Source organism: Aquabacterium sp., from assembly GCF_014378415.1.
Taxonomy (GTDB): domain Bacteria; phylum Pseudomonadota; class Gammaproteobacteria; order Burkholderiales; family Burkholderiaceae_C; genus Aquabacterium.
Genome location: NZ_JACMNS010000208.1, coordinates 1 through 24,215 on the forward strand (window position 1 = coordinate 1; position 24,215 = coordinate 24,215).

Below are 24,215 nucleotides of genomic sequence, written 5' to 3' on the forward strand. Positions count from 1 at the left end.
CGATGGACGCCCACCGCGAAGTTGGGTTTCACCGCTGGCTTGGGGTGGGATAAATATGATGTGAATACATCGCGCACCAACGGGCAGTCTGGAAAGACATCAAGCGACTACACCGTGGCATCGCTGTCCTCCGACTACAACTTCTCGCGCGCCATCGCCGTGGGCTGCTCAGTCCAGCAATACAAGCAGTCGGCTGAAAGTAATACCCAGGTGATCACCAACACGCAACGCGTTGCCCATGATGGGCGCCAGTTCAGCTGCAGTGCCAGTTTCACCATCGACTGAGAGTCATTGACCATGCCCTGCATTCTCTTGACCGGCGCCACCGGTTACATCGGCTCCCACACTTGGTTGGCGCTGCAAAGTGCCGGGTTTGACGTGGTGGGGGTGGACAGTTTCGTCAACAGTTCGCCCAAGGTGCTGCAACGGCTGGAGCACCTTGGAAAGATCAAACCTCGGTTTGTCGAAGGCGATGTTCGGGATGCCGCTGTGCTTGACCGGTGTTTCGAGCTGGGGCAATCAGAGTTCGGGGGTATTTCGGCGGTGGTGCACTTCGCGGCGTTGAAGGCCGTGGGTGAATCCGTTGAAAAGCCCCTGGATTACTTCGAAAACAACCTGGGTGGTTTGCTGTCCGTGAGCCAGGCCATGAAACGGCATGGCGTGTTCAACCTGGTGTTCAGCTCGTCGGCCACGGTGTATGGCAAGCCTGACCAGTTGCCCATCACCGAAGCGGCCGCTTTGCGGGTGACCAATCCCTATGGTCAGACCAAGTTGATGGGCGAAGAAATTCTGCGCGAACTGGAGCGTTGCGACAGTGGCTGGCACGTGGCTTACTTGCGCTATTTCAACCCCGTCGGCGCCCACCAAAGCGGCCAGATTGGCGAAGATCCGCGCGGCATTCCCAACAACCTGATGCCCTATGTGGCCCAAGTTGCGGCTGGCAAACGCGAGCACTTGAACGTCTACGGAAACGACTACGACACGCCCGATGGCACCGGCGTGCGCGACTACATCCACGTCTGCGATCTGGCCGATGGGCATGTGGCCGCACTGCGGTACCTGGCCGAGCAAAACCGCTCCTTGACGGTGAACCTGGGCACGGGGCAGGGCTACAGTGTGCTGGAGCTGGCGCAGGCCTATGGCAAGGCATCGGGGCGCGACATTCCGGTGGTTTTTGCCCCCCGTCGCCCGGGTGACATCGATGCCTGCTACGCTGATCCGGCGCATGCGTTCAACACCATGGGTTGGAAGGCTCAGCGCGGCTTGGACGACATGTGTGCGGACTCCTGGCGCTGGCAGTTCAACAATCCCCAGGGCTTTGCTGGATAACAGGCCTGAAATTTGCTGAATAGAACCGTATGAAACTCAATTTGCTTCCCGTGATCATGGCCGGTGGATCGGGCACCCGCCTTTGGCCGCTGTCTCGTGCCTTGTACCCCAAGCAGTTCCTGGTGTTGCAAGGCAATCAAAGCTTGTTCCAGCAAGCGCACCTGCGTCTGCAATCTTTGGGCGCGCAAGACATCGAGGTGGCCAAGCCCTGCGTGGTGGGCAACGAGGAACATCGTTTCCTGGTGCTGGATCAACTGCGCGAGCTGAAGGGCGAGCCCTCGTCTTTGCTCTTGGAGCCCGTGGGTCGCAACACCGCGCCAGCTGTGGCGCTGGCCGCCTTGCAGGCTGTTGCAGCGGGGGATGACCCCATCCTGGTGGTGACGCCTGCCGACCAGACCGTGACCGATGAAGCGGCTTACACCAAGGCCTTGCAATTGGCGGTGCGTTGCGCCGCCAAGGGCGACATCGTGATCCTGGGCATCACGCCCGACCGCCCTGAAACCGGTTTCGGTTACATCCGCACTGGGCAAGCGGAGGCCGATGGTGCGCGCGGCGTGCTCGCTTTCGTTGAAAAACCCAACCTGGAAACCGCCAAGGGCTATCTGGCCGAGGGCGGCTACTTCTGGAACAGCGGCATGTTCGTGATGCGTGCGTCACGGTGGTTGGCCGCGCTGGAGCATTTCCGGCCGGACATCCTCCAGGCCACGCGCCAGTCCTTTGACGTGCGCACCACCGATGCCAGTTTCGTGCGTCCCGGCAAGGCCGAGTTTGCGCAAGTGCCGTCCGAGTCGGTCGACTATGCGGTGATGGAGCAGTGTCCTGGCAAACCGGCCAGCGGCTTCGTGGTGCGCATGGTGCCCCTGGACGCAGGTTGGTCCGACCTGGGGGCCTGGGATGCCGTCTGGCAGGTCAGTCCTCAAGATGCCCAAGGCAACGCTAGCCAGGGCGATGCGTTGCTGCACAACAGCCGCAACACCTTGGTTCATGCCACCAGCCGCCTGGTGGCCACGGTGGGCCTGGACAACATCGTGGTGGTTGAAACACCCGATGCCGTGTTGGTGGCCGATCGCAGTTGCAGCCAGGACGTCAAGCAGATCGTCAATGCGCTGGCCTTGCAGGAGCGCAGCGAAGGCACGGTGCACCGCCGTGTGCACCGGCCTTGGGGCTGGTACGACTCGATCGATTTCGGGCCGCGTTTCCAGGTCAAGCGCATCATGGTCAAGCCCAAGGCCAGCCTCAGTTTGCAGATGCACCATCACCGCGCCGAGCACTGGATCGTGGTCAGCGGCACGGCCGAGGTCACCAATGGCGACAAGGTCCTGATGCTGTCCGAGAATCAGTCAACCTACATCCCTCTGGGAACGGTGCACCGCCTGGTCAACCCCGGCACGATTCCTTTGGAGATCATCGAAGTGCAGTCGGGCAGCTACCTGGGTGAAGACGACATCGTCCGCTTCCAGGACAACTACGGCCGTTCGGTTTAAGCCAGCCAGGTCTCAGCGTTGATTCAAACCGAGCACGGCCAGCAAATCCAGCGGCCGCTCGGTGATCACATTGGCGCCCCAGTCGCGAATGTCGTGGCTGTGGCCGAGGTAGCCCCAGGCTGCGGCGGCGCTGGGCATGCCGGCAGCTTGGGCGGCCTGGATGTCGCGCAGGTCATCGCCGACGTACAGCGTGGCTGCCGGGTCTGACTTGATCTGTTCGCAGGCGGTCAGCAAGGGCAGGGGGTGAGGCTTGGCGTGGGCCGTGCTGTCGCCGCTGATGGTGGTCATGCTCCGATTTACCAGGCCCAGACCCTGCATCACCGGGATGGTGAAGCGGTGGGGCTTGTTGGTGACCACGCCCCATTTCAGGCCGGCCCGTTCTAACTGATCAAGCAGCTGCGCCACGCCGTCGAACAGCACGGTGGTGTCGCTCAGGCATTGCGTGTAGGCGTCCAGGAAGGCCAGGCGCGTGTCGTCGTATTCGGCATGGCCGGGATGGATGTCCAGTCCGACACCGATGAGGCCCCGCGCACCCGCAGAAGCATGCGGGCGGAGCAAGTCCAGGGACATGGGCTGCAGGCCACGTTGCACCCGCAGGTGGTTGAGCGCACCGCCCAGATCACCGGCTGTGTCGGCCAGGGTGCCATCCAGATCGAACAGCACGGCCTGAGGCGGCGTGGTCCAGTTCAAGGCCATGCTCATGCGCCGGTGGGCTTGCGGCAAGCGATCATGTAATTGACGCTGGTGTTGCCCGACAGCCAGTAGCGGCGGGTGATCGGGTTGTATTCCAGGCCCTTCATTTGCGTGGTCGACAGATCGGCCTCACGGGCCCAGCGGGTCAATTCGGCTGGGCGGATGAAGCGCGAGAATTCGTGCGTGCCTTTGGGCAGCAGCTTGAGCAGGTATTCGGCGCCAACGATGGCGAAGAGGAAGGACTTGGGGTTGCGGTTGAGGGTGGAAAAGAAAATCCAGCCGCCCGGCTTGGCCATCTGCGCGCAAGCCCGCACCACTGATGATGGGTCGGGCACGTGCTCGAGCATTTCCATGCAGGTGACCACGTCGAACTGGCCAGGTTGCTCGGCGGCCAGGTCTTCAGCGGCAATGCTGCGGTAGTCGAGGTTGGCCACGCCGCTTTCCATGGCGTGCAATTGGGCGACCTTCAAGGGCCGATCGGCCAGGTCGATGCCCAGCACGTTGGCGCCACGGCGCGCCATCGATTCAGCCAGGATGCCGCCGCCGCAGCCAATATCGACCACGCGTTTGCCGGCGATGTGGGCTTGCTGGTCGATCCAGTCCAGGCGCAGAGGGTTGATCTGGTGCAGCGGTCGAAACTCGCTTTCAGGGTCCCACCAGCGGTGGGCCAGGTCACTGAATTTGGCGAGTTCTTGGGGGTCGGCGTTCGTCGTCATGGACAACATCGTACCGCGTGGACAGGCAGGCAGAATGGGGCTTTGCGAAAGGGCCGAGGATGTTGAAGGTTTACGGGATCCCCAATTGCGACACGGTGAAGAAGGCGCGGACGTGGCTGACGGCGCAAGGCCTGGCCGTCCAGTTCCACGACTACAAAAAGCAGGGCGTGCCAGCAGATCGGCTGGACGCCTGGATCAAGGCGGTGGGCTGGGAGGTTCTGGTGAACCGGCAGGGCACGACCTGGCGCAAGTTGGATGAGGCGACCAAGGCGGGCGTGCTGGACGCGGCCAGTGCCAAGGCCCTGATGCTGGCCCATGCCAGCGTGATCAAGCGGCCGGTCATTGAGAAAAACGGGCAGGTGCTGGTGGTGGGTTTCCACGAAAAAAAGGCCGCTGTCTTGCTGGATCAACGGCCTTGAGTGCGCTGGCGTGCGCTGGCTGGCGCGGTGTGGCCAGCCGGGGCATTTTTGCCTGAATGGATGGGTCAGGCCGCCAGCAACTGCCTCAGCACGAAGGGCAGGATGCCGCCGTGCTGATAGTAGTCCACCTCGATCGGGGTGTCGATGCGCAAGGTGACCACGACCTCCTGGGTGCTGCCGTCCAGGCGGCGGATGATCAGTTTGGCGTCGGCCTGCGGCTTGATCTCGTTGTCCAGTTGGACGTCGATGGTCTCGTCGCCCTTCAGGCCCAGCGTCTCCCAGGTGTCATGGCCTTTGAACTGCAGGGGCAGCACGCCCATGCCGACCAGGTTGGAGCGGTGGATGCGCTCGAAGCTGCGTGCCACCACGGCCTTGATGCCCAGCAATTGGGTGCCTTTGGCGGCCCAGTCGCGGCTGGAGCCGGTGCCGTACTCCTCGCCCGCCAGGATCACGGTGGGCACCTTGGCGGCCTGGTACTTCATGGCCGCGTCGTAGATGGGCAGCTTGGTGCCCTTGTCTTCGCCATCCAGCTGGTACAGGGTGTAGCCGCCTTCTTCGCGCGAGCCATCAAGCTTGGCCGGCAGCATCAGGTTCTTGATGCGCACGTTGGCGAAGGTGCCGCGCATCATCACTTCGTGGTTGCCCCGGCGTGAGCCATAGCTGTTGAAGTCGGCCTTCAGCACGCCTTGGGCCAGCAGATATTGTCCGGCGGGCGTGGTCTCTTTGAACGAGCCAGCGGGCGAGATGTGGTCGGTGGTGATCGAATCGCCGAACAGGCCGATGATGCGGCCCCCGGTGACGCCCGGTTCGGTGATGGCGGGCGTCTGGGTAAAGTCCTTGAAGAAAGGCGGCTCGGCGATGTAGGTGCTCTTGGGCCATGAGTAAACATTGCCCTTGACGCCGTTGATCTTGTTCCACAACTTGCCCGGGTCGCTGATGACCTTTTCATAGTTCTCGCGGTAGGCCTTGCCATTCATGGCGTACTTGAGAAGTTTGTAGATCTCGTCGCTGCTGGGCCAGATGTCGCCCAGGTAGATGTCCTTGCCACCTTTGCCTTGGCCCACGGGCTCGGTCATCAGATCTTTGGTGACGTTGCCAGCGATGGCGTAGGCCACGACCAGCGGGGGCGAGGCCAGGAAATTGGCCTTCAGGTTGGGGTGGATGCGGGCTTCGAAGTTGCGGTTGCCGGACAGCACGGCCGCGCACACCAGGTCGTTCTTGGTGATGACTTCGTTGATCTCGGGCGTCAGGTCGCCCGCGTTGCCGATGCAGGTGGTGCAGCCATAGGCGGCCAGGGTGAAGCCCAGCTTTTCAAGGTAGGGCAGCAGACCGGCTTTTTCCAGGTACTCTGTGACGATGCGCGAGCCAGGCGCCAGGGAGGTCTTGACGTGTGGCTTGACTTTCAGGCCCGCTTCGACCGCCTTCTTGGCCAGCAGGCCGGCCGCCAGCAGGACGCTGGGGTTGGAGGTGTTGGTGCAGGAGGTGATGGCCGCGATTAGCACGTCGCCATTGCCGATGTTGACGACGTCGACATTTTTGCTGGGCTTGCCCTTGGCCGATTCCAGCGTGGGGCGGTTGCCCTCCATCTCCACCACCTGGCGTGGCGCGCCAGCGGGCGTGGGTGTGGCAGGCGGTGCCACTTCGCCTCCGCCCAGGCTGTAGCGTTGACCCAGCTTGTCGGCCGGTTGGTTGAAGCCGTTGTCGGCCGCAGGCTTGCTGTAGAGGTTGATGAATTGGCTTTTCACATTGCCCAGCTCAATCCGGTCTTGCGGGCGCTTGGGGCCTGACAGCGAAGGCGTGACCGCGCCCAAATCCAGCTGCACAACGCTGGAGTAGTCGATCTCGCCAGCCTGGGGTATGCCGAACAGCTTCTGGGCCTTGAAATAAGCCTCAAAGGCTTCGATCTCGGCTTTGGTGCGGCCGGTGCCCTTGAAGTAGTCGATGGTTTTCTCATCGACCGGGAAAAAGCCCATGGTGGCGCCGTATTCGGGGGCCATGTTGGCGATCGTTGCGCGGTCGGGCAGCGCCAGGGTGGTGGTGCCCGAGCCGAAGAACTCCACGAACTTGCCCACGACCTTGGCCTTGCGCAGGATTTCGGTCACGGTCAGCACCAGGTCGGTGGCCGTCACGCCTTCGCGCAGTTGGCCGGTCAACTCGAAGCCGACGACATCCGGCGTCAGGAAGTAAACCGGTTGGCCCAGCATGCCCGCCTCGGCCTCGATGCCGCCCACGCCCCAGCCCACCACGCCGATGCCGTTGATCATGGTGGTGTGGCTGTCGGTGCCGACCAGGGTGTCGGGGTAGGCCACGCCATCTTTGGTTTTGTGGATGCCGCGCGCCAGGTACTCCAGGTTGACCTGGTGGACGATGCCGAAGCCTGGGGGCACCACGCCGAAGGTGTCAAACGCCTGCATGCCCCACTTCATGAACTCGTAGCGCTCTTGGTTGCGCTGGAACTCCAGCTTCATGTTCAGGTCGAGCGAGTTCTTGGTGCCGTAGTGGTCGATCATCACGGAGTGGTCGACCACCAGGTCCACTGGCACCAGGGGCTCGATGGACTTGGGGGATTTGCCCAGGCTGGCGGCCACGTTGCGCATCGCGGCCAGGTCGGCCAGCAGGGGCACGCCGGTGAAATCTTGCAGCACCACGCGCGAGACCACGAAGGGGATTTCGTCGGTGCGCAGCGCCACGGGCTGCCAGTGGGCCAGCTCGGCCACGTGTTCGGGGGTGACTTTTTTGCCATCGCAGTTGCGCAGCACGGATTCCAGCACGATGCGGATCGAGACGGGCAGGCGGGCGATGTTGGGGTACTGTTTGGTCAGCGCGGGCAGCGAGTAGAACTGCAGCGATTTGCCCGATGCGGTCTTGAATGTCTTGAGCGTTTTGGCAAACGCATGCTTGGGAACTTTGGCCATGTGGACTCTCCGTGCAAAACAGACGCAATGCGAAAGTGCCATTGTGGCAGGGCCTGCCAAGTTCTGCGCTAGGCTTGGCGCCATGGGGTTTTGTGATGTCTGTTTTTGCGGTGATGGGGTGTGGCGTGATGATGAGTGAGCCGCTTGAGGCGGGCACGGCCCTGCACCAGCTGGCCGACTACGCGCCGCCGCCGCACACCGGGCTGAACATCGCCTACGCGGACGACACTCTCCTGATCGTCAACAAACCCAGCGGTCTGTTGAGTGTGCCGGGGCGGGGCGAGAAGTTTCATGACAGCCTGGCCTCGCGTGTTCAGCTGGAGTTTACGCAGGCTTTGATCGTGCATCGCCTGGACATGCAGACGTCGGGTCTGCTGGTCATGGCGCTGGGTGCCCAGGCGCACCGCGATCTGAGCGAGCTGTTTCAAAATCGGCAGGTGCAAAAGCGCTATGTGGCGCTGGTGGCCGGCCAGATGGCGACCGACAGCGGTGATGTGGCGCTGCCCTTGATCAGCGATTGGCCCAACCGGCCACGCCAGAAGGTAGATTGGGCAGACGGTAAACCGGCCTTGACGCGTTGGCAGGTGGTGGCGCGCGATGCGCTTCATGCCACCACGCGGGTCAACCTGGCGCCAGTGACGGGCCGCTCCCACCAGCTGCGCGTGCACATGATGTCGATCGGGCACGCCATCGTGGGCGACCCCTTGTACGCCAGCGCCGCCGTGCGCGCTCAGGCCGATCGCTTGCTGTTGCACGCGGCCGAGTTGAAACTACCGCATCCGCGAACGGGCGAATGGGTGCACATCGTGAGCCCTGTCCCGTTTTGACATCCGCTTTGAATGACCACCATGAACACTTTGACCATTGACCTGGACGACCTCATCATCGCTTTGGCCACCCGCTATGAGCTGGACGACCCAAGCCATTACCTGGACCTGGACACGGGCGAGGTGATCTACGCCGGTGAAGGCCTGGAAGCCTTGCCGCCCGACCTGGCCACCCACCCACGCTACCGCTGGATCGAATCGGTGCAGGCGGAGCCCGCGCTGCACGTGATCGAGGCCTTCATCGCGCAGTTAACCGATCCGCAGGCGCGCGCGACCTTGAGCGCTGCATTCCACAGTGATGAGCCCTTCGAGGCTTTCAAGGACGCCATGCAGACCTTGCCTGCGTTGCGAGACGAATGGTTTGCGCATCACCACCAGGCCTATTCAGCGATGGCGCAAGAGTGGTGCAGGCAGCAAGGCATCGAAGCCCAATGGCAGTGAAGCACCAAGATCGACGGGACATGGCATGAGCGAGTTCACCTTCTTCTGGCACGACTACGAAACCTTTGGCCGTGTCCCCCGGCGCGACAGGCCGGCGCAGTTCGCGGGCATCCGCACTGACGCGCAGCTCAACGAGGTGGGCAAGCCGGTGATGCACTACTGCCAGCCTGCGCCCGATTACCTGCCCGACCCCGAGTCCTGCCTGCTCACGGGCATCCTGCCGCAAACCTGCCTGGAACGCGGCCTGCCCGAGCACGCCTTTGCCCAGGCGATTGAGCGCGAGCTGGCCTGGCCCGGCACCGTTGGCGTGGGCTACAACACCATTCGCTTTGACGACGAGGTGACGCGCCACCTGTTCTGGCGCAACCTGATGGACCCGTATGCCCGCGAATGGCAAAACAACTGTGGCCGTTGGGACTTGCTGGACGTGGTGCGCTGCACCTGGGCCTTGCGCCCTGAAGGCATCGCATGGCCTAAGCATGACGATGGCCGCCCCTCGTTCAAGCTGGAGCACCTGACGGCGGCCAACGGCCTGTCGCATGAGGCCGCGCACGATGCGCTGTCCGACGTGCGCGCCACCATTGGTTTGGCACGCCTGATCTTGCAAAAGCAACCCAAGCTGTTCGAGTTCTGCCTGAAGCTGCGCAAGAAGGATGCCGTGCTGGCCGAGATTGGCGTGGGCAAGCCCTTCCTGCATGTATCGGGCCAATATGGGGTAGAGCGCGGCTGTTTGGCCATCGTGTGGCCACTGGCGCCGCATCCCACCAACAAGAATGAGCTGATCGTGTGGGACCTGTCGGTGGACCCGAGCGAGCTGTTCACGCTCAACGCCGATGTCATCCGCCAGCGCACCTTCAGCAAGGCCGACGAGCTGCCCGAGGGCATGACGCGTATGCCGATCAAGTCCATCCACATCAACAAGTCGCCCATCGTGATCGGCAACCTCAAGACGCTCACGCCTGCCGTGGCGGCCCGTTGGGGCCTGGACCTTGATCAAGCCTTGCGCCACGCTGAATTGGCAGCGCGTCAAGGGGCCTCGATGGCGGGCATCTGGCCCGATGTGTTTGCGCGGCCACCCCGTGATCAGCCCGCCGATGTCGATGAAGACTTGTACGGCGGCTTCTTGAGCAAAGATGACCGCAACGCACTGGACCGCCTGCTAACCTTGAGCCCCGAGTTGCTGGCCGAACGCCGCACCGGCTTTGAAGACCCGCGCCTTGACGAGTTGCTGTTCCGCTACCGGGCCCGTAATTTTCCACAAACCTTGAGCGGCTCAGACCAGGAGCGGTGGCAGCAGCTGCGTGTTGAGCGTTTGCACGATGGGGTCGGTGGCGGGCTGTCGCTGCAGGCCTTCTTTGACCGCATCGATGAGCTCAGCGACACCACCGACGAACGCGGCGAGGGCATCCTGGGCGCCCTGTACGACTACGCCGAGCAGATCGCGCCATGAGCGGTTTGAAGTACCTGTCGGGCTACCCCGAGCACGTGCTGGTGCAGGTGCAAAAGGTCATTGACCAGGGCAAGCTGGGCGAGGTGCTGCAGCGCAAATATGGCGACAAGCACGAGGTGCGCACCGACAAGGCCCTGTACGACTATGTGCTTGAGCTGAAAAGCCGCCACATGCGCAATGCGGACGCCATCCACAAGGTGGTGTTTGACGGCAAGCTCCAAGTGATCCAACATGCACTGGGCACGCACACAGCGATCTCGCGGGTGCAAGGCGGCAAGCTCAAGGCCAAGCGCGAGATCCGCGTGGCCAGCCTGTTCAAGGAGGCCCCGCCAGAGTTCCTGAAGATGATCGTGGTGCACGAGTTGGCGCACTTGAAGGAGAAAGCCCATGACAAGGCCTTCTACCAATTGTGTGTCCACCTGGAACCCGACTACCACCAGCACGAGTTCGATCTGCGGCTTTACTTGACGAACCTGGACTTGAGTAACGCGGCAGCAGCGTAGGATACGTCCTACCGGGCCCGACGCGTTGGACCGACATACGCGGGGTGGCGCGGGGCCTAGCATGGGTTTAAAACCACCAGGAGAGCCCCGCATGAACTCGCACCACGCTTTCTCGCCCCGCTGGAGCACGGCGTCGATCCCCGACGCGCCCGACACCTCGCCCATGGAGCTGTCGTCTTTGAGCGGGCATTTTGACGTTTGTCAGGGCTCCAGGGGGCGGTGGTTCAGCGTGCAGTGTTTGGCTGAGGCCGCACATGGCTTTGTGGCACCGCGTTTTGTGACCTCCCTGGTCACGGTGATGGTCGTTGTTGGCATAGCCTCTTTGGCGCTGTAGGCCGTCATGGCCCGATCTCCTCTGCTTCTGCTGCTGCCAGAAGTATCGGCAGAGGTGTGCGACATCCTGTCGTTTTCGCGTGGGCCGATGGCGCCCGCCAACCGCTCCGAAATTTTTGGGGTCAGCCGCTTTGCCGACCATGGTCGCAGCCTGGCGGCCACCCACCGGGCGCGCAACGCTGCACTGCGGTCAACCGCTTTCTTTCCCCGCTTGCGGGATAACATCCGCGTGCTGCGTGAAGCGCACCACTACATCAGCGCCCAGGCCATCACGGGCCACGACGTGAGCCCGGCGGCCGAATGGCTGCTGGACAACTTCCATTTGATAGAAGCACAGCTTAAAGAAATACGCGACGGATTGCCCCGCCGCTATTTCCGTGATCTGCCGGTGTTGATTGATGAACCACTGGCGGGCTTGCCGCGCGTGTATGGCGTGGCGTGGGCCTTCGTGGCCCACAACGACAGCGCGTTTGACGAAGAGCTGCTGACCCACTTTCTGCGCGCCTATCAGGAGGTTCGTGACCTGACCCTGGGCGAGCTTTGGGCCCTGCCCACGACCTTGCGCGTGGTGTTGATCGAGAACTTGCGCCGCCTGGCCGAGAACGTGGCCGTCAGCAAGGCAGCGCGCGAAGTGGCCAACCTGTGCTGCGACCGCATCGAGACCTACAGCCCCCATCAGCTCGATGCGCTGCTGGCCTTGATGAATGCACGCGGTGCAGGGCGTGCATTTCTGTCTCAAATGGCGCAGCGCTTGCAGGATTCGCAGATCGCCGGCGTGGGACACGAGCGTTACCACGATTGGCTGAACAAAACCCTGCCCGACTTGGCCGCGGTGCAGATGCAGCAGCCGGTAGAGCGCACGGCCAATAACCTGAGCGTGAGCAATGCCATCAGCGCCTTGCGGGCGATTGGCGATGCGGACTGGACCGACATCGTCGGGCAAACCAGTTCGTTGATGCAGCTCATGATGTCGGCGCCCACGTTTGAGGCTGAGCGCGATGACACGCGCAGCCAAACCTTGCACGACATTGAAGGGCTGGCCCGCCGCAGCGGGCAAAGCGAGCTGTCCGTGGCCCATGCGCTGTTGGCGTTGATGCACCGGGCGCAGGCCTCGCCCATGCCGCCTGAGATCGCCGACGATGTGACCGTGGCCAGCCATTGGCTGCAAGGGCCGGGGCGCCCGCAGTTGATGAGCGCGCTGAGGCTGCAAGAACACGCCGCCATGGCCTGGCGTTTCGCCTGGCGCGCGGGGGCAGTGCCCGCTTACCTGGCGGCCTTGGCCTTGGGCACCGCGGCGTTGGTGGCCTGGGTGCTGAGCCAGCACGGCCCGCAGGCCTTCGGCTGGGAGGGGCCGGCCTGGCTCGTTGGCCTGGCCGTGGTCTTGATGATCTTCCCGGCCTCAGAGGCCGTGGTGGCCATGGTGAACCGCCTGATCAGCGAGTCGGTGCGGCCCGTCAGGTTTCCGCGTTTGGCCTTGTCCGATGGGATCCCGCCTGAGCACCGCGTGATGGTGGTGATCCCGGCCATGTTGACCAATGCCGCATCGGTCAAGGCCTTGACCCACCAACTGAGCCTGCACTACCTGGCCAACCCGGAGCGCCATGCGCAGTTCGCGCTGCTGACCGATTGGGCCGATGCCGACGTGGCCAGCCTGCCCACTGATGCGGCTTTGGTGCAAGCGGTGGGGCACCGCCTGGGTGAGTTGAACGAACGTTTTCCGGTGGATGGCGACGAGGCGCCTCGCTTCATCGTCCTGCACCGTGAGCGGCGCTTCAGCGAGACCGAGCAGACGTGGATGGGGTGGGAGCGCAAACGCGGCAAGCTCGAGCAGCTTGTGGAGGCCCTGGCCACCGGCCAAACCGGCGCTTTCCTGAGCCTGGGCGCCGCGTCCAACATCGCGCCGCAGACCCGCTACGTCGTCACCCTGGACAGTGACACCCAACTGCCCCCCGGGCGCTTGCGCGAGCTGGTGGGCGTGGCTGCGCATCCGCACAACCGGCCCCGCCTGGATGCGCGAGGGACCCGCGTCATCAGTGGTCACGGCATCTTGCAGCCCCGCATCGTGACCCCCTTGCCGGCCCCCCGCGACATGACCCGCTTCCACTGGCTGTTCGCGGGCCAGCTGGGCATTGACCCCTACAGCGCGGCCAGCTCCGAGGTCTACCAAGATGTGTTCGACGAAGGTTCCTTCACCGGCAAAGGGCTGCTCCATGTCCAGGCGGTTCACGCGGTGCTCTGCGGCCGCCTGCCTGAGGGCCATGTATTGAGCCACGACTTGCTGGAGGGCTCCCTGGTGCGTTGCGCCGGGGTCACCGACATCACGCTGGTTGAGGACGCGCCTTTCCACGCCGATGTCGCGGCCTCTCGCTTGAACCGGTGGATTCGCGGCGATTGGCAACTGTTGAGCTTTCTGGTGCGTGGCGGCTGGTTCAGCATCAGCGGCATCAACCGCTGGAAGATGATCGACAACCTGCGCCGCTCCCTGGTGGCGCCCATGTCCTTCGCCTTGCTGATCCTGGCCCTGGCCAGTGGTGTGATCTCGCCGTGGGCGGTGATCGCCTTGGTGCTCGTCGCTTTTGCGGGTGGACCTTTGTTGGGGGCCGTGGCGGGCTTGGCCCCAAGCCGCGATGACATCGCCATGGCCCACTTCTATCGGCAGGCTTTGGCGGACGTGGTTCGGTCGCTGGGCGCCGGCCTGTGGCACCTGGCCCAGTTGTTGGACGAGGCCTTGATGGCGGCCGACGCGATCGTGCGCACCCTGTACCGCATGCTGGTCAGCCACCGGCACCTGCTGGAATGGACCACGGCGGCGGCCGCGCAAGCATCCACCAGCCATGCGCTGGCGGCCATCGTCCGGCGCCATCGCGCTGTGACCTCAGTGGCCCTGATCATGGGCACCTTGCTGTACTTCACGTCGCCGCAGCCCTGGCTGGCCTTGGGGCTGTGCCTGGTCTGGGCCGCCTCGCCTTTGTGGACCTGGTGGGTGAGCCGCACCAGTGTGTCCACGGCGCGGGATGCCGTGAGCTCGGCGGATCAGTTCTACTTGTCTGGATTGGCGCGTGACACCTGGCGCTTGTTCGAGCGTTGCGTGGGGCCCGGCGACCACCACTTGCCGCCGGATAACCTGCAGACCTTGCCTTATGACATGGTGGCGCACCGGACCTCACCGACCAACATCGGGCTGTACCTGCTCAGCACCGCCTGCGCGCGCCAGTTTGGCTGGATCGGCACACTGGATCTGTTGGACCGGCTGGAAGCCACCTTGGCCACCATGCTCACCATGCAGCGCCACCGTGGCCACTTCCTGAACTGGTACGACACGGAGACCCTGCGTCCCTTGTTGCCCAGCTACGTCTCTACCGTGGACAGCGGCAACCTGAGCGGGCATTTGCTGGCCACGGCGCAGGCCTGTCTTGAGTTGCGACTTGCGCCGCTGGATGAGCGAGCTGCCAGGCTGGCTTTGCAAACATCCCACCTGCGCTTGCAGCCGATGCTGCCCTTGCTGGCCGAGCTGCCGGGTCATCAGGCCCTGATGCAACTGGTGGCCTTGACCGACCCCTTGACCGGTGGTCGTCCGATGCCCGAGGGCGGGCAGTTGCTGCTGAACGGTGCGGCCCGGGAGTTGGAGGCCTTGCAAATTTTTTCAGAAGCTCGACCAGACAGCCAGACCCTGTTGTGGTGCCTGGCTGATCACCTGAGCACCGTGCGTTCGGCCTGGCGTGACCAGGCTGCGCCGGGCGAAGCGCACCAAGCCATCGCACGCCTTGACGACCTGGCCACGCAGTTCAAACGCATCGCCTGGGAGCCTGACTACAGTTTTCTGTACCACCGCAAGCGGCATCTTTTTCACATCGGCTACCGCATTGCCGAGCAGCAACTCGATGCCAGCTTCTACGACCTGCTGGCCTCCGAGTCACGCCTGACCAGCCTGCTGGCCATTGCCAAGGGCGACGCGCCGGTCAACCATTGGGCCGCGTTGGGTCGGCCCACCTACGCGGCGGGGACGCATGCCGGACTGCGATCCTGGTCGGGCTCGATGTTCGAGTACCTGATGCCCTCGTTGGTGCTGGATGAGCCGCATGGCAGCCTGTTGCACAGTGCCGGGCACGCTGCGGTGCTGGAGCAGATGGCCTACGCCCACAAGCAGCGCACGCCCTGGGGCATGTCGGAGTCGGCGTATGCGGCCAGCGACCACACCCTGGCCTACCAGTACGCGCCACAAGGCGTTCCCCGGCTGGCCTTGCGGCGCACGCCTCAGGATGAGCTGGTGATCGCGCCTTATGCCACGGTGTTGGCGGCCGAACTCATGCCCAACCAGGCGGTGAGCAATCTGCGCCGCATCGAGCTGCTGCTGGGCAGGGGCCGGTATGGCTTGATCGAGGCATTGGATTTTTCGCCATCCCGCCAGACCGGCGTTGATCGGGTCTCGCGTGTGAGCACCTTCATGGCCCATCACCAAGGCATGAGCATTGTGTCGCTGGCCAATGTCTTGCTGGATGGCGCGCCGCGCCGATGGGGCATGGCCAATGCCCACATCGAGGCGGTGGCGTCCTTGCTGCACGAGCGCGTGCCGCGTGAGATCTCGACCTTGCACACGCCCCCGGCCAGCACCGTCGCGGATGGTCAACAACGCGATGCACTGGGCATGCTGCGCGATGTCACCCCCGGGGTGGCCGCCGTTGAGCCCACGCACCTTTTGTCCAATGGCCGCTACAGCGTGGCCTTGCGCCCCAATGGCGCGGGCTGGAGCCGCTGGGGCAACGCGGGCATCACCCGCTGGCGTGATGATGTGTTGCGCGATGCCTGTGGCAGTTTCATGTACCTGCGCTGGGACCAGGCCTTGACACCGGTGTCACTCACACAGCACCCAGCGCCTGATCCCAACGCCCATTACCACAGCACTTACCACGCCGAGCGCGTGAGCTTCGATGCCATTTGGCCGGAGCTTGAAACGCGCGTCACCGTGTGGGTCAGCCCGGAAGACGACATCGAGTTCCGCCAGGTCGAGATCCGCAATGTGAGCGACCGCGACATCGACCTGGAGTTCATGTCGGCCTTCGAGGTGACCCTGGCCGACCCACGTGCCGACGAGGCGCACCCGGCCTTCTCCAACTTGTTCGTGCGGGCGGAGTGGGTGGCGGCGCAGCAGGCCCTGATGTTCGAGCGCCGGCCCCGCCTGGTCACCGAGAAGGGCTTGTCGGCCGTGCATTTCCTGGCCGATGGTGATGCGGGGTTGATCACCGAGGTGCGCATCCAGACCGACCGCCTGCGCTGGTTGGGCCGCAACCGCGACGTGAGCAGCCCGCAGGGTTTGTTTGACTCACCGCCCGAGCTGGATCAATCGCGGCCTGGCGAAGGCGCGGTGCTGAACACTGGGCTTGATCCGGTCGCTTGCTTGTCCGTGCGCATGCACATCCCGGCGCAATCCAAGGCCTGCCTGACCTTGTGCACGGCGGCGTCGGACAACGTGGCGACCTTGCGGTCCGTCATGGACAAGTACCGCCAACGCGCGCACATCGAGCGGGCTTCGTTGATGTCGGCCACCTTGGCGGGCATCAAGCTGCGCGAGCTTCGGCTCAACGCCGAGACTTTCGCGGCCATCCAGACCTTGACCACGGCGCTGGCCATGGTGGTGACTCGGCCCATCAACCTCAACGAGGAAAGCCCAGCCAATGCGTGTGACCGCAAGCTGTTGTGGCGCTTCGGCATCTCGGGCGACCGGCCCATCGTGCTGGTGTCGGCCGGTTTGCCGCAAGGACTGGGCTTGGTTCGCTCCCTGGCCCAGGCCTTGCGCCTGTGGACCTGGGGCTCGGTGGTCTGTGATCTGGTGATCGTCAATGCCGAACCCACGTCCTACCTGATGGCGCTGCAGCGCGACATCGGCACCCTGTGCGAACGCTATGTGTCGGACATCGCCGGCAACCCTGGGCCTTCGGCGGCATCGGGTTTTCATGTGCTGCGCAGCAACGAGTTGTCGGTTGAAGAGCTGCGCACCTTGCACACCCTGTCGCGCCTGCACCTGAACGCCGACGGACGCCCGCTGGCCCACCACATCAGCGAGTGGTGCGAGCGCCATGAGCAAGCCCTGGAAGAGCGCGGTTACCCGCCTCAAGTGACCGTGCTGGCCGGCATCCATTCCGGGGTTTCACCCAGCCCGCCCACCGGCACATTCGATGAGGCCAGTGGCGAATTTCGCTTTGAAGTCACCCCACGGCGAAGGCCAAGCCGTCCCTGGATCAATGTGTTGTCCAACCCCGGCTTTGGCGGTCAGGTCTCCGAGGCCGGCGGCTGCTACACCTGGGCCGTGAACAGCCGCCTGAACCAGGTAACGCCTTGGTCCAACGACCCAGTGGGTGATCCTTCCGGCGAGTGCTTGCTGCTGCAGGACGAGCGGACGCGCGAAGTCTGGAATGTGACGCCGGCGGGCCTGGGTGGCGCGCCGGTGAGCTACCGGGTCAAGCATGGACAGGGCGTCACCACGATCAGTCACCGGCTAGGCGAACTGGATGTGGAGGTCAGCTGGTGCGTGGACCCGAAGCAGTCCATCAAACAGCTCAGGCTCAAGCTGCTCAACCAGGGCAGCAAGACCGTGAACCTGCGTGCCATCAAGCTGGTGGAATGGATCATGGGCGCCAACCGCACCGACCGGCATTCGGTGCGCACCAGCACCTTGACGCAAACCTTGCCCGACCCACGCGGCATTGGGGGCGCGCGGCGCATCACCGCGCTCATGGCCACGCAGCGCGAGCAATCCGCGGGCTTTGGGGGCGGCACGGCCTTCCTGGCCATGGTCAGCGAGATCGACGATGCCGGTTTGTCTAACGACTGGACCTGCGATCGCCGCGAATGCTTCGACGCGCGCGGCCGCCTGGTCGTGCCCGACTATTTTGGCCAGAAGCGTGGCGTGGGGCTTGACCCCTGCGCCGCCTTGTCCGTGCGGCTGTCGGTGGAGCCTGGGACCGAGCTGGAGCAGGTGTTTTTGCTGGGCCACGCCAACAGCCTGGACGAGGCCCGGCACCTGGCCGTCAGCAGTGCCTTTGTGTCGCCAGGCTTGCGCCTGCAGCAGGTGCGCGAAGACTGGAACGAGCGCTTGGGCGCCACCACCGTCAAAACCCCAGACCCCCTGTTCGACGCCATGGTCAACCGCTGGCTGCTTTACCAGACGGTGACCTGCCGCCTGTGGTCCAAGGCCGGTTTCTACCAAGCGGGTGGGGCCTTTGGCTTCAGAGACCAGTTGCAAGACTCGCTGGCCTTGGCGGGCTCTGCGCCCGACATGCTGCGCCAACAGATCCTGCTGGGAGCTTCAAGGCAGTTCCCGGAAGGCGATGTGCAGCATTGGTGGCATGCCCCCACGGGGGCTGGCGTGCGCACGCATTTCTCGGACGACCTGCTGTGGCTGGCCTATGCCAGCGTGCACTACCTGAATACGACCGGCGATGCCAGCCTGCTCAGCGAAGAAATCCCCTTTTTAGAAGGTGTCCCGATCCCCGAAGGCGCCGAGGACGCTTATTACACCCCCACCATCAGCACACAGACTGCCAGCGTGTACGAGCACTGCGCCCGCGCCATCGACCGCAGCCTGAAGGTTGGGGTGCACGGCTTGCCGCTGATGGGCGTGGGCGACTGGAACGACGGCATGAACCGGGTTGGCTCCGAAGGCCGTGGTGAATCAGTGTGGTTGGCCTGGTTCCTGTGCCGCATCGTGACCGACTTTGCGCCCATCGCCAAAGGGCAGGGCGACACCGCCCGTGCCCGGCGTTGGGAACAGGCCATGGCCGGCTGGAAAAGCGCCTTGCAGGAGCACGGCTGGGATGGCCAGTGGTACCGCCGCGCTTTCTTCGACGACGGCGAGGCCCTGGGTGCCAGCGCCAATGCCGAATGCCGCATCGACCTGATCGCCCAGGCCTGGGCGGTGCTGTCGCAGGCCTCTTCGCCAGCCAACGAGCGCATGGCCATGTCGGCGGTTGAAACCCACCTGGTGGACCAGCAGGCCGGATTGATCAAGCTGCTCGACCCACCCTTGGCGCACGCCGAACCCAGCGCTGGCTACATCCAGGCCTACCCGCCCGGTGTGCGCGAGAACGGCGGCCAGTACTCGCACGCTGGCGTCTGGGCCCTCATGGCGCAGGCCCAGCGTGGCGATGGCGACGCGGCCTACCGCTACTTCACTTACCTCAGCCCTGCGCACCGCACCGCCCACCCCACGCGCGGCGCGGCCTATGGCATCGAACCTTATGTGATGGCCGGCGACGTCTACACCCAACCACCTTACGTGGGCCGCGGCGGTTGGAGTTGGTACACCGGTGCTGCGGCGTGGTTGTACCGCGCCGCCATCGAATCCATCTTTGGCCTGCAGCAACGCGATGGCACCTTGATGTTCAAGCCCTGCTTGCCATCGCATTGGCAGCACGCCGACATGACGGTGCGACGAGGCGGCCACACGCTTCACTTCAAGCTGTGCCGACCTGCTGCCCAGTTGGAGATGGCCAAGGCTTCCGGCCAAGGCGCCATCGTGCTGCAGCCCGGTGAGGTCCTGCGTTGGGATGGGCTCGGGCTGGAGACCTGGTTTCTGATCCCCTTGTCTGATTGACATGCGGTGATGTCCTACAAACGCATGCGCCAAACGCCGATGCAGCTCGGCGGTGGCCGGGCATAAATTGAAGCCATGGCATCACCCCAGCAGACGAGGACATCCCCATGAGCACCGAGGCCCCCACGAAATCACCAGCCCCAGGCAACCGACTGGTGCTTGATGAATCAGCGATCAACGCTGCCAAATCCGGCTTGGACAAGGGGGCCGTCACCCCTCACGATGCCCCGTGGCGCGAGGACATCATCAAGCTGCTGAACGATGCGCTCGCCACCGAGCTGGTTTGCGTGCTGCGCTACAAGCGCCATCACTTCACCGCAGCGGGGCGCTCGTCGCCCAAGATCGCGGAGGAGTTCATGGTGCACGCCAATGAAGAGGCGGGCCATGCCGACCGCTTGGCCACCCGCATCTCCCAGCTCGGCGGCGAACCCGATTTCTCGCCAGACAGTCTGAGCAAGCGCAGCCATGCCGAGTACGACGAATCGCTGGATTTGACCGCCATGATCCGCGCCAACCTGGTGGCCGAACGCGTGGCCATCGAAACCTACAGCCAGATGATCGACCTGATTGGCGAGAAGGATTCCACCACTCGGCGCCTGCTGGAAGACATCCTCAGTGACGAGCAAGAACACGCCGACGAGTTGAAGGACTGGCTGAAAGAGTAAGCCGGCCTTCGGGCCGCGCTACCTGGCCGCTTGGCCTGAAGGGATGGGGTACGAAGGCGCATCTGCGTTATTTTGTGCCCGATGTCTGCTCCCTCCATCCTCGTGTCCTGGCAGCGCACCCCGATCTGCGGCATTCGCGGGTCAACCGCGTGTTGATGCAATCGGCGCAGTCGCTCGCGAATGTCACCGTGCGCGACTTGTATGCCCTGTACCCCGACCATGTGATCGACGTGCCTGCCGAGCAAGCCTTGGCCGCGCAGGCCGACTTGATCGTGTGGTTGCACCCCATCCACTGGTACAGCATGCCGCCGCTGATGAAGCTGTGGTTGGACGACGTGCTGACCCTGGGCTGGGCCTATGGCCCAGGCGGCAGCGACTTGCGCGGCAAGGATTTGTGGTTGGTGGCCACCACCGGTGGCACGCAGGAAACCTACAGCCCTCAGGGCCACAACCGCTATTTCTTCGACGCCTTCTTGCCGACGTATGAGCAGACGGCCACCTTGTGCGGCTTGCGTTTTTTGCCGCCGCTGGTGTTTCATGGTGCGCACGCCGTGTCGCGCCAGGAATTCGAAGCCCATGTCGAGGTTTACCGCGACCGCTTGAGCACCTACCCGAACTGGCCGGAAATGGCCGATCTGAAGGAGTGCCCCCTGTGCGAAGTGCCCGCCAACGATCGCCCGACCGAGGACGCCTGAGCATGGAACACAGCAACTGGTTGCTCAGCACCCTGGTCTACCTGTCGGCCGCGATCATCGTGGTACCCCTGGCCAAAAAGCTTGGCCTGGGCTCGATCATCGGCTACCTGGCGGCGGGCATCGCCATTGGTCCCTTAGGGCTGAAATTGGTGGCCGACACTGAATCCATCCTGCACTTTGCTGAATTCGGCGTGGTGCTGATGCTGTTCCTGATCGGCCTGGAGCTGGAGCCGCCACGTTTGTGGGCCTTGCGCCGGCCCATTTTCGGCTTGGGCAGCTTGCAATTGCTGGGTTGCGCCTTGGCCTTGGCGGCAGGGGCCATGGCCTTAGGGGTGTCCTGGCAGATCGCCGTGGTGGCGGGCCTGGGCTTGGCCTTGTCGTCCACCGCCGTCGCCTTGCAGGTGATGGGCGAGCGCAACATGCTGCCCACCTCGGCCGGGCAGGCGGGCTTTGCCATCTTGCTGTTCCAGGACGTGGCCGCCATCCCCATCCTCGCCTTGATCCCCTTGCTGGGCGCCAAGGCCGAGGCGGCGGGCAATCCGTGGCTGGAGGCTTTGCGCGCACTGGCCGTCATCGTGGGCATCGTGGTGGTGGGGCGTTTGTTGCTGCGACACGCCCTGCGCTGGATCGCGCGCAGCCAGTCGCAAGAGATCTTCACCGCCGCGTCGCTGGCGCTGGTGGTGGGCATTGCCACCTTGATGCAAGCCGTGGGCTTGTCGATGGCGCTGGGTGCTTTCCTGGGCGGCCTGCTGCTGGCTGAAAGTGAATACAAGCGCGAGCTGGAAACCGATGTGGAGCCCTTCAAGGGCTTGCTGCTGGGATTGTTTTTCATGGCCGTGGGCATGACGATCGATTTCGCCGCCTTGTCGCAGCACCTGTGGCTGGTCGCCGGCATCCTGCTCGGCTTCCTGGCCGTCAAGGGCGTGGTGCTGTGGGGCTTGGCCAAATTGGTCAAGGTGCCTGTGGGTGAGCGGCCGGTGTTCACGCTGTTGCTGGCCCAAGGGGGAGAGTTCGCGTTCGTGGTGTTCCAGCAGGCCGCGGGGGCGCAGGTGTTTTCAGCCGAGGTGTCGTCACTGCTGATCGGCACCGTGGCCTTGTCGATGCTGCTCACGCACCTGCTGTTGGTGGTCATCGACCGGTGGCTGCTGCCCCGCTTTGCCCGGCTTGCAGCGCCTTCACCGGATGCCTCGCTGGCACAGCGTCAGGAAGCGCCTGTCATCATTACGGGCTTTGGGCGCTACGGGCAGGTGGTTGGCCGCCTGATGTACGCCAATGGCTTGAAAGCCACCGTGCTGGACCACGATGCAGAACAAGTTGAAGCCCTGCGCCGCTTTGGCTTTCGGGTGCATTACGGCGATGCGACCCGGCTTGACCTGCTGCGCATGGCCGGCGCCGAATCCGCCAAGGTCCTGGTCGTGGCCATTGACGATGTCGATCAGAGCTTGAAGCTGGTGGACTTGGACAAGGCGCATTTTCCGCACCTGGCCATCGTGGCGCGGGCGCGCAATGTGCAGCACTGGTACGCCCTGCGGGATCGCGGCGTCACCCTGATCGAACGTGAGACCCTGGATTCGGCCCTCATGAGCGGGCGCAGCGTGCTGGAATTGATGGGGTGGCATCCGCACCATGCACGGCAGATGGCGATGCGTTTTCGGCGTCATTCCCTGCAGCAGCTGGTCCAGCTCTGGCCGCACCACAAAGACCAGAAGGCCCTGGTGGCCATGGCCAAGCAAGGGCGCCAGCAACTGGAAGAGCTGTTCGCGCAAGAGCGAGAAGCACCTCAAGGCAACCGGCCTCAGGGCTGCGGCGATGGGCAGCAGCCTTGATGCGGCCGACTGCCCACGCCGTCATCCCGTCAGGCGCCTGCGCCGCCCTTCACCCTGGGCGGCAGGTTCTGCGCTGCACTGAGGTGAGCCCGCAAGGTGGGCAAGGTTGACGAGGCGAACTCGCGAACCTCGCTGTCCTTGGCCTCTCGGCTGGCCTTCTCGAACAAGCCGATGTCCGTCTTGTGGTCGTGCAAACCCACCATCTGGATGAACTGTTGATCAAACTCAGGGCCAGTCACCTTGGTCAAGCGATCAATCACTTGCTGCTTGTCGGGCGGCAAGATCGTGGGCAACACCACATTGCGCCGTTGCGCCAGCGACTGCAGTTTTTGATTGGCCATGGTGTGGTCACTCACCAGCATCGCGGCATAGGACCTCACCGCAGAGTCCGACGCGTTGGCCTTGGCCAACTGCGCCAAGGCCAATTCGTACTGGCCACCACTGGCCGCGTCTGACAGGAACCTTTTTTCTGCCGCGTTCAACGCCGTGGCCGCGGCCGTGGGCGAGGGCGTGTTGGGCATGCCTGCCGCCGTGGGCTCGCGGCTCAAGGTGTCGTTGGAGTCACGCAGCAGGCTGTTGTCGCCTGTGGGGCGGGTGGTCGATGCAGACGCCGCAGAATCATTGGCCGCCACCATCGCGCTGTCCTGCAGTGGCGTGTCGGCGGAGTTGGCCGTTCGAGACGAGACGTCCTCCTGCCGATTGCAGGCGCTCAAGGCCAGGGTGGCAGACACGGCGATGCCTGCCAAGCCCATGATTTGACTTTTGGTTTTCATGGTTTTTCCTCAGTGCGGGTAAAGCCTGCAGAAGCTTCTACAGGGTGGCCTTGTGCTGATCGCGCAGCAGCTTGACCTGGTCGTGGTTGCGTTGAACGCCGGTGAGCTGACGCTCGATGACGGCGCGCAAGGCGGGGGGGAGGGCCTCGTCCTTCAGGGCCTTGCGGTAGCGGCCCAGGGCCGAGTCTTCGCCACGCTCGCACTCTTCCAGCACAGCGGCATCGCTGTAGCCGGCCAGCGAGTCGCGAACGGCCACCCACCCACGGTGCAGGGCGCCGGCCACGCTGCCGCCTTGCTCGGGCTTGCCGCCGAACTGCAGCACAAAGGGTTGCAGTTCCGTGGCGGCGCGTTGGCACTCGATGGCGCGCTGGATGAACAGGCTTTTCAGGTCGGTGCTGCTGACATGCTTGGCGCAGGCGTTGAATCCTTGCTCGCCGTCCTTGGAGGTTTCAATCAGGTCGTTGAGTGTGTCAACAATGTGGTCGTTCGTCATGGTGTCGTCCTTTGGCTTGAGGCGAATTAACGCGGTTATGAAGCAATGAATCAGCCGCATTTC

At 63.9% G+C, this 24,215-nt stretch carries 18 protein-coding genes; 13 read left to right on the forward strand and 5 right to left on the reverse strand.

What is annotated here, in order from left to right; all coding sequences use genetic code 11:
- The 3 genes from H7225_RS17705 to H7225_RS17715 all read left to right on the forward strand — a co-directional run.
- Positions 1 to 285: hypothetical protein (locus tag H7225_RS17705; RefSeq protein WP_290664234.1), on the forward strand; the 285-nt coding region annotated here is incomplete at its 5' end.
- A gap of 12 nt (positions 286 to 297) precedes the next feature.
- Positions 298 to 1,329, forward strand: a complete 1,032-nt coding sequence (gene galE, locus H7225_RS17710) for a UDP-glucose 4-epimerase GalE (protein WP_290664236.1) — start codon at positions 298 to 300, stop codon at positions 1,327 to 1,329.
- Between the two features lie 29 nt (positions 1,330 to 1,358).
- Positions 1,359 to 2,813 (forward strand): mannose-1-phosphate guanylyltransferase/mannose-6-phosphate isomerase, encoded by a 1,455-nt coding sequence (locus tag H7225_RS17715; RefSeq protein ID WP_290664237.1) that lies wholly within the window; start codon positions 1,359 to 1,361, stop codon positions 2,811 to 2,813.
- A 12-nt stretch (positions 2,814 to 2,825) separates the two neighbouring features.
- Here the strand turns inward: H7225_RS17715 and H7225_RS17720 are convergent, their stop codons facing one another.
- Together H7225_RS17720 and ubiG are read right to left on the reverse strand one after the other, a co-directional pair.
- The gene (locus tag H7225_RS17720; RefSeq protein ID WP_366481738.1) at positions 2,826 to 3,515 is read right to left on the reverse strand and encodes an HAD-IA family hydrolase; all 690 of its coding nucleotides are present in this window, start codon (positions 3,513 to 3,515) and stop codon (positions 2,826 to 2,828) included.
- Positions 3,512 to 4,222 (reverse strand): bifunctional 2-polyprenyl-6-hydroxyphenol methylase/3-demethylubiquinol 3-O-methyltransferase UbiG, encoded by a 711-nt coding sequence (gene ubiG / locus H7225_RS17725; protein WP_290664239.1) that lies wholly within the window; start codon positions 4,220 to 4,222, stop codon positions 3,512 to 3,514. The genes H7225_RS17720 and ubiG overlap by 4 nt, the downstream gene beginning before the upstream one ends.
- A 59-nt stretch (positions 4,223 to 4,281) precedes the next feature.
- Between ubiG and H7225_RS17730 the strand changes: the two genes are divergently transcribed.
- Positions 4,282 to 4,641, forward strand: coding sequence for an ArsC family reductase (locus H7225_RS17730; protein ID WP_290664241.1), 360 nt, complete (start codon positions 4,282 to 4,284; stop codon positions 4,639 to 4,641).
- Between the two features lie 65 nt (positions 4,642 to 4,706).
- On the opposite strand, the gene H7225_RS17735 is transcribed toward H7225_RS17730, so the two are convergent.
- Entirely contained in the window at positions 4,707 to 7,556 is a 2,850-nt protein-coding gene (locus H7225_RS17735) for an aconitate hydratase (protein ID WP_290664243.1), read from the reverse strand.
- Between the two features lie 95 nt (positions 7,557 to 7,651).
- Between H7225_RS17735 and H7225_RS17740 the strand changes: the two genes are divergently transcribed.
- From H7225_RS17740 to kefC, 9 genes are all read left to right on the forward strand, one after another.
- Positions 7,652 to 8,383 (forward strand): RluA family pseudouridine synthase, encoded by a 732-nt coding sequence (locus H7225_RS17740; protein ID WP_290664245.1) that lies wholly within the window; start codon positions 7,652 to 7,654, stop codon positions 8,381 to 8,383.
- Between the two features lie 21 nt (positions 8,384 to 8,404).
- A complete protein-coding gene (locus H7225_RS17745; protein WP_290664247.1) occupies positions 8,405 to 8,824 on the forward strand; it encodes a UPF0158 family protein in 420 nt (139 codons plus the stop codon).
- A gap of 25 nt (positions 8,825 to 8,849) precedes the next feature.
- Positions 8,850 to 10,274: an exodeoxyribonuclease I gene (gene sbcB / locus H7225_RS17750; RefSeq protein WP_290664249.1), complete on the forward strand. Its 1,425-nt coding sequence runs from the start codon at positions 8,850 to 8,852 to the stop codon at positions 10,272 to 10,274.
- On the forward strand, positions 10,271 to 10,777 hold the full coding sequence (locus H7225_RS17755; protein ID WP_290664251.1) for a M48 family metallopeptidase: 507 nt from the start codon (positions 10,271 to 10,273) through the stop codon (positions 10,775 to 10,777). Before sbcB ends, H7225_RS17755 begins: the two co-directional genes overlap by 4 nt.
- A gap of 91 nt (positions 10,778 to 10,868) precedes the next feature.
- Complete coding sequence (locus H7225_RS17760) at positions 10,869 to 11,111, forward strand: hypothetical protein (RefSeq protein WP_290664253.1); 243 nt, start codon at positions 10,869 to 10,871, stop codon at positions 11,109 to 11,111.
- A gap of 6 nt (positions 11,112 to 11,117) precedes the next feature.
- Positions 11,118 to 19,700 (forward strand): glycoside hydrolase family 94 protein, encoded by an 8,583-nt coding sequence (locus H7225_RS17765; protein ID WP_290664255.1) that lies wholly within the window; start codon positions 11,118 to 11,120, stop codon positions 19,698 to 19,700.
- A 107-nt stretch (positions 19,701 to 19,807) separates the two neighbouring features.
- A complete protein-coding gene (locus tag H7225_RS17770; protein WP_290664257.1) occupies positions 19,808 to 20,365 on the forward strand; it encodes a ferritin-like domain-containing protein in 558 nt (185 codons plus the stop codon).
- Positions 20,366 to 20,439: 74 nt separating this feature from the next.
- A complete protein-coding gene (locus H7225_RS17775) occupies positions 20,440 to 21,060 on the forward strand; it encodes an NAD(P)H-dependent oxidoreductase (protein ID WP_290664260.1) in 621 nt (206 codons plus the stop codon).
- A gap of 2 nt (positions 21,061 to 21,062) precedes the next feature.
- Positions 21,063 to 22,886 (forward strand): glutathione-regulated potassium-efflux system protein KefC, encoded by a 1,824-nt coding sequence (gene kefC / locus H7225_RS17780; protein ID WP_290664262.1) that lies wholly within the window; start codon positions 21,063 to 21,065, stop codon positions 22,884 to 22,886.
- A 29-nt stretch (positions 22,887 to 22,915) separates the two neighbouring features.
- Here the strand turns inward: kefC and H7225_RS17785 are convergent, their stop codons facing one another.
- Together H7225_RS17785 and H7225_RS17790 are read right to left on the reverse strand one after the other, a co-directional pair.
- Positions 22,916 to 23,659: a DUF4142 domain-containing protein gene (locus H7225_RS17785; RefSeq protein ID WP_290664264.1), complete on the reverse strand. Its 744-nt coding sequence runs from the start codon at positions 23,657 to 23,659 to the stop codon at positions 22,916 to 22,918.
- Positions 23,660 to 23,696: 37 nt separating this feature from the next.
- Positions 23,697 to 24,152, reverse strand: coding sequence for a PA2169 family four-helix-bundle protein (locus tag H7225_RS17790; protein WP_290664266.1), 456 nt, complete (start codon positions 24,150 to 24,152; stop codon positions 23,697 to 23,699).
- Between the last annotated feature and the right edge of the window lie 63 nt (positions 24,153 to 24,215).